The 5,698-nt window shown below is 57.2% G+C and carries 8 protein-coding genes; 2 read left to right on the top strand and 6 right to left on the bottom strand.

Annotation, left to right across the window (positions count from 1 at the left end; all coding sequences use genetic code 11):
* Positions 1-837: 837 nt before the first annotated feature.
* Together NKJ76_RS32135 and NKJ76_RS32130 are read right to left on the bottom strand one after the other, a co-directional pair.
* Positions 838-1,008, bottom strand: coding sequence for a hypothetical protein (locus NKJ76_RS32135; protein ID WP_245262835.1), 171 nt, complete (start codon positions 1,006-1,008; stop codon positions 838-840).
* A gap of 140 nt (positions 1,009-1,148) precedes the next feature.
* Positions 1,149-1,889, bottom strand: coding sequence for an SDR family NAD(P)-dependent oxidoreductase (locus NKJ76_RS32130; protein WP_023673881.1), 741 nt, complete (start codon positions 1,887-1,889; stop codon positions 1,149-1,151).
* 359 nt (positions 1,890-2,248) lie between these two features.
* Here NKJ76_RS32130 and NKJ76_RS32125 point away from each other — a divergent pair, with 359 nt between their 5' ends.
* On the top strand, positions 2,249-2,461 hold the full coding sequence (locus NKJ76_RS32125) for a hypothetical protein (RefSeq protein ID WP_023695016.1): 213 nt from the start codon (positions 2,249-2,251) through the stop codon (positions 2,459-2,461).
* Positions 2,462-2,550: 89 nt separating this feature from the next.
* Here NKJ76_RS32125 and NKJ76_RS32120 read toward each other — a convergent pair whose 3' ends face one another.
* Positions 2,551-2,790, bottom strand: a complete 240-nt coding sequence (locus NKJ76_RS32120) for a hypothetical protein (RefSeq protein ID WP_023695015.1) — start codon at positions 2,788-2,790, stop codon at positions 2,551-2,553.
* Between the two features lie 219 nt (positions 2,791-3,009).
* Between NKJ76_RS32120 and NKJ76_RS32115 the strand changes: the two genes are divergently transcribed.
* Positions 3,010-4,008, top strand: a complete 999-nt coding sequence (locus NKJ76_RS32115) for a hypothetical protein (RefSeq protein WP_023690590.1) — start codon at positions 3,010-3,012, stop codon at positions 4,006-4,008.
* A gap of 146 nt (positions 4,009-4,154) precedes the next feature.
* Here the strand turns inward: NKJ76_RS32115 and NKJ76_RS32110 are convergent, their stop codons facing one another.
* The 3 genes from NKJ76_RS32110 to NKJ76_RS32100 all read right to left on the bottom strand — a co-directional run.
* Positions 4,155-4,460 (bottom strand): hypothetical protein, encoded by a 306-nt coding sequence (locus NKJ76_RS32110; RefSeq protein ID WP_023673877.1) that lies wholly within the window; start codon positions 4,458-4,460, stop codon positions 4,155-4,157.
* On the bottom strand, positions 4,457-4,615 hold the full coding sequence (locus NKJ76_RS32105) for a hypothetical protein (RefSeq protein WP_155929886.1): 159 nt from the start codon (positions 4,613-4,615) through the stop codon (positions 4,457-4,459). The genes NKJ76_RS32110 and NKJ76_RS32105 overlap by 4 nt, the downstream gene beginning before the upstream one ends.
* 355 nt (positions 4,616-4,970) lie before the next feature.
* Positions 4,971-5,698: ATP-dependent DNA ligase (locus tag NKJ76_RS32100; RefSeq protein WP_502902379.1), on the bottom strand; the 728-nt coding region annotated here is incomplete at its 5' end.

Here is a 5,698-nt window from a genome sequence, read left to right as displayed (position 1 = left end):
CTGGTCGATTTACCTTCTGTCTTGGTCATGGTGGCGTTCCTTCCAGGGAATCGGTGACGTTGAACATCACCAGCCTGCCATGACCGCCCTCTCTCAGCGAATTGCAGAACTCTCAGCACACTACCTTCCCTACTCGCAATGCGACGCGCGCTTCACGCCCTGCCTGTGATCGGTATGACTGAGATGGGGCCGCAAGCGGACCGTCAGCTTCGCGGTGAAAATCCTCAGAAAGCGGCCAGCATGTAGTCGTCGCACGGCTGAAAGAGAGGCGTGACGGGCGAGGAATAGGTCTGGTTTCACCTGATCACCTACGCAGGCAGTTCGACGATCATTGAGCGGCGAGAACGCGGCCCGAGGCAGGAGCTTTGAGCGTCCGATTTTTCACGATCGACCTTCAGGCTCGTCGAGCGCATCGTCTCGACGTTACTGCCGAAACCGAGCCTCCATGCCGGCGCCCTGGGGAGGCAAGACAGCCAGCAACTGGACGGCTCGGGGATTTAGCACCGTTCACCCAGAGCTTTTTGTCGAGATGCAGGCGTATCCGCTGGCTTTCTGCGAAGGACAGCGCAAACGATTCAGGCCGAATGAGCGTGTAATTTCCTGGTCGGTCTCTATGATGCGGACGACCCTACCCATTCGCCACTGGCTCCGACTACTTCCACGCAAGGCGTGGCCCTGCGAATTGGCACCACCTTGCCCATCACATCCTCCCTACGAAACGCAATGGGAAGTCGATTTAAGACCGTCGTAGTCGGTAGTTCAATAACTAATGCTTGCTCGGAATCGGACGAGCCATCCTGGATGGGCAGTACGAAGGCTGGTTGAATGGCTAACTTGTCATGCCACCTCGGTCAGGCGAACCTTCGGGGACCTCCCGTGATATAGCCTATGCTTCAGGTTGTTGGCATTCAGGATGGCTGCCAGCTCTTCAGCATACTCCATGTCGGGAAGGTCGACAGAAGGGTGGCCCACCATAATAGCCGGCTGCCCGGTGAACACGTCGAACACCGTCCACGTCCCATCCGGTTCCCGCCTTACCTCGTACCGCAGAGTTGCCATGAGGGGATCACATAGGTCGCCGTTTAGGGGTGGGAGTATTTGGTCCACGGTGACGCCGGGCCACCTGAAAGCACCGAGACAGTCGGCGCTTAGTAACGCGCCCGCCCACCCGACATGTCGAATACCGCGCCGGTATTGAAGTTGCTGGCGTCCGAGCACAGCCAGGCCACCATGTGGGCAACTTCTTCGACCCGGCCGAGCCGGTTCATTGGACTATCGGCGATCATTGTCTCGACAGCTGCGACCCCGAGGTTTCGGATCATGTCAGTATCGATTGGCCCAGGAGCGACGCAGTTCACGCGTATGTTTGTATTGGCAACCTCACGCCCAAGCGCCTTTGTGAAGACTACGATACCTGCGCTGGAGGCTGAATAGGCGGCAAGGTTGGCAAGTCCTTCCTTGCCCGCCAAAGAGCCCATATTGACAATGCGGCCAACACCCCATTTTCGCATGTGGGGCAAAACCAACTGCGTCACTTGCATCGTGCCGATCAGATTGGTTTCGATGATGCTTCGCCAGTCTGCAGGTTCGTGTTGGTCAAACGGGTGAAGGGTTCCTAGATAACCGGCGTTGTTAACCAGAACGTCTATACGCAGGCCACGATCGACGATCATGTTGATCGCATGGGTTACCTGATCGCGGCTGGTAATATCGACCTTCGTAGACACCACACCCTTCAGTTCGATCTGATCTCGATCCCACACGTGCACTGAAGCACCCGACGCTACAAGGCGCTCTACGATTGCCTTGCCGATACTCTTTGCTCCGCCGGTTACGACGGCTGTCTTGCCAATGAGGTCATATGATACCGGCACAAAGCCCCCATTCATGTGTGTTCACACGGGATAAGTTTAGCAGGATCGCATATTTTCGCCAGCGGCCAGATGGTCTGGGGGGCGCCGGAGCCAGCTATGACCTGATCGGTAGCGAGCTCCAGATCGTACACAGCTTCGCCTTGCGGCGCCGCCTGGCGCTTTTCGTCACCTTTTCCTGTTCAGATGCCTCTTGGCAGGTCAAGGGGGCTAGACGATGTTGTTCTTTGTCCCGCTCTCCTGCGGCGACACGCCATTGCCCAGTTTGAAAGAACCAAAGAGACAATCAGGACAGGCCGGCGATATTTCGATGAAGGGCTTTCGCCATTAGTTAGCGCAGGCTAATATGCGTTCTTCGCGGTCAGAGAGCCGCCTGCATGTTGGGCAGAGATGCTTTAGCACCTGATACAATCGTGCCAGCCGCGATGCCTATCCCAATTTGCCTTGGCGTCTTCCCCGACGGGCTCTGGCTAGAAGCATTCCAAACCGATCAGGATATCCGTGCCTATTGGAGAGGCTATGCCCTTGCGGGCACGGTGTGCGCCGTTTTGCTGATCATCGAGCTTGTGACAATTCACCTGCTGCTCTGACGTAGCAGCGCTGTCTTGATGGCGCTATCGCTGTAGCGGTCGGACCGCTCTAGTGCGCCTTCTCCGCCTCCATCGTTGAGCAGTCAATTTCAGCTCGAGCGGGCTGGACGAGGGGAGCGCGGGCGCATGACCGTGGTGCCTACATTCGTCGTGACCACGCAGCCCACCTCATATCGGCCGACCACCACGCTTCCGCTTGCATAAGCCTCGGCGCGAATTCGATCTTGCAGCGTTTCGGGACCGAGTTCTGAAGCTGCGATAACGCCCATCTGCTCCATGACCGGAGCCATGGTCGCTGCGAGATTGGAGATCAGATCAATGCCGCTCATACTGTCTGATCCACCTCCGGCGAGAGCACTTACCGCCTGGCCCCGGCCGGCGTTTCGTTCGATTGGAAGCACCGGCGCAATGTCGCCGCGGACTAGCGTCCGTCATCTGCCCTGCCGTATGCATTCGGGGTAATGCCACCAACTGCGGTCCATGGTATGGTCCCGAGCGCACGCAGTGGCGCCTGATAAACAATCAGGAGTGAACGGGAGTGGCGGCCATTGAGGCGCTATAAGAAGTTTATTTTGCATTGCGGAATTCACAAGACTGGAAGCTCTTATCTTCAGGCGAGCCTGGCCTCCAATCGGGATCTGTTGGCGGGGAACTCGATCCATTACCCCGACCCCCACGACCCGGCCAATGAAGCGTTCGGGCCGCAGCACAGCATAGCCGCAATCGGTTACGACGACAGCAAATCGTTTGAGCAGAACGTTGGCGCGTTCTTCGCACTCGATTCCGATTGCGAGACGTTGCTGATGTCAGGCGAGGAATTTTCGCGAGCCAGCACTCATCCATCTTTTTTTCAGGGTCTGTTGGATATTGGCGCCGAGGTGAAGGTGGTGTTCTATTTGCGGCGCTTCGATCACTTGCTTGAGAGCGTGTATGCGCAATGCGTCAAAGACTACCTGACGGGCCCCATCGAAGTCGCGGAATATCAACTTGATTTCTACGAAATCCTGCGACCGTTTGTTGAGGCGCTCGGACCTGATCGTGTTGTCGTTCGACCATACAACCCTAAATTTTGGCCCGGCGAATCGATCGGTCAGGATTTCTTCTCTGCAATTGGCTTGCCTCACCTCTGGGGCGCCATGAGGAAGCCGGCCGGCCGGATCAACGAAAGTCTGTCACGGCCGGAAACATACATGATTTCAGTTACTGAAGGCATCGCTGAAAAGCAGCGCTTGATGGACCACTTCCGAGCCCGGCCTTTCCCGGACTGCGACAGGGCCAAGTTCTTCCGGTCACCCGATTTTCGCTTTGACTTCAACCTGAGATACATCGGCTTGAACTCTGGCGTCGCCGCCCTCAATGGCGGGGTGGACATCACCGAGTTTCTCGATCTGGCCAACGTCGATGATGATCCACATTGGCAAGCGTTCGACCCGAACGACCCTCAGATAGTCGACTATCTTGAAACCTTCAGGGCCAAGCATTCGGACTTAGACGGTGGGGATGATTGGGAAGTGCGTGAAGATGGCATCGAGGGGATGCGCTTTTAGGGCGCGGATAATCGGGCGGAAACACTTACCCAACCGTAGGGTAAGGGCCGCTAGCTAAAAGCCCGCCAACCTTTCGGTGGGCGGGCCTCTACTGTCGGAACTGGAGAGTGTCATGTCGACAGCTCCGGCACTTGCGAACGGTTTGGTTAGTGGCGCCAGATCAGCAGGCAGAGCTGGCGCAGGTCACGATCATAAACGCCCCGGCTCTCGATCACGTCGATGCAGCGCTTCTTGAACCGAGTGATTTCGGCGCTCGACATAGCGTCGACAATGCGAGGCAGATCCGTATTGGTCGGATGGTCGGGGGACTCGGTTCCGACAGTGGCACCGCTCGTGCCAGTGGGGGCAGTGGTTCCGTCGTCGCCAACTGCGGCGTTCGCCGGCATGCAAAGATTTGCGAGAACGGCTCCAATCGCCATGCTTCCCACCAGGATCTCAAAAATCTTTGTCATAATTCGCATCCAGGATGGCCCCTTTTCCAAACCAAGGCCGGCGGGATTTTGCTCGCAACCAGCGGGACGGTGACAGTCGTTGAGTGATTGATTGGGTATTGATCGAAAAACGGGAACGCGATCAGATAGGCGTAGTCGGCGGTAAGATGTGCCATGCGGAAACCTCCGCTGACGGCATCAATTATCATCCACGACATCCTCCAATATCCGGGTGAAGGTGCTGAAAGACATAGCTCATTAGAAAGCACGGATAGATGAATGAATGTCTAAAAACTCCTTTCCTATTCTTTGCAATGACAGTGTTAGGCGTCCTTAGCCGTGTTAACCGTTGATCAGCGTGAGGCGAGTTCCTGCGGTATCGCGTTCAGCTCGGCCTTTGCGGCGTTGGGATGCGCGCCTCTCGCAAAAGCGATGGCCAGTTGTGGAGCTGCTATTTGTTCTCCTCGCGGAAGTCCTGCAGCGATGCATGCCGCAGGTCATCCTCCACACGCAAGTGCTTCACGCGGCCGATCAGCCCGGCTTGACCCATTGCGTCGCAGGCCGCTTCATGACGCCCTTGGGCGCCGTGCCTGGGTGCTCTTGGACGCGTTTCCATAGCCTCTCGCGCATTTCCCGGTTCAAGGTGACGAATGCGCTGCCGACATAGCGCCCGGTGCCGCGCTCAGCCATCAGAGCGAAAGCCGGCTTGCCCGCTTCACGCTCGACGCCGAGCAGATCGAACTCGTCAATCGCATAGCACTTGGCCTTCAGCCAGTTGGTCGACGGACCGCTTCGGTATTTGCTGTCCTTCCGCTTCGACACCATGCCTTCAAGTCCGGCCTTGTCGAGCAAGTGAAAGATGGCCTTGGCTTCCCCCGGCAAGGGCTCGCTGAACTGAATACGCCCGCCGGGCTCGATCATGCCGGCCAGGATCTCGCGCCGCTCCTCTAGCGCCATATCGCGCAGATCGTGGCCGTTAAGATGAAGCAGATCAAAGGCAACAAAATACAAGTCGTGCTGCCGGCGGGTAATGGCTTTGCGCAGCGCTGCGAAGTCCGAAAGGCCCTTGTCGTTCAGAACGACTATCTCGCCGTCGACAATGGCGCTTTCGGCACCAAGGCGCTTGGCCTCTCTCACCAGGTCGCGATATTTCGCCGTCCAGTCGTGGCCGTTGCGCGTATAAATGCGTGTGCCGTCTTCATCGATGATCATCTGCGATCGGTAGCCGTCGAACTTGACCTCGTGGGTCCAGCCTTCAC

Source organism: Mesorhizobium sp. M0029, from assembly GCF_040323735.1.
Taxonomy (GTDB): domain Bacteria; phylum Pseudomonadota; class Alphaproteobacteria; order Rhizobiales; family Rhizobiaceae; genus Mesorhizobium.
This window is presented reverse-complemented; position numbering and strand designations above follow the sequence as displayed.

Bases quoted from the DNA above. Each gene is read 5' to 3' on its own strand.
- NKJ76_RS32130 (WP_023673881.1), bottom strand. From the start codon at position 1,889: ATGAATGGGGGCTTTGTGCCGGTATCATATGACCTCATTGGCAAGACA.
- NKJ76_RS32125 (WP_023695016.1), top strand. From the start codon at position 2,249: ATGTTGGGCAGAGATGCTTTAGCACCTGATACAATCGTGCCAGCCGCG.
- NKJ76_RS32120 (WP_023695015.1), bottom strand. From the start codon at position 2,790: ATGAGCGGCATTGATCTGATCTCCAATCTCGCAGCGACCATGGCTCCG.
- NKJ76_RS32110 (WP_023673877.1), bottom strand. From the start codon at position 4,460: ATGACAAAGATTTTTGAGATCCTGGTGGGAAGCATGGCGATTGGAGCC.
- NKJ76_RS32105 (WP_155929886.1), bottom strand. From the start codon at position 4,615: ATGGCACATCTTACCGCCGACTACGCCTATCTGATCGCGTTCCCGTTT.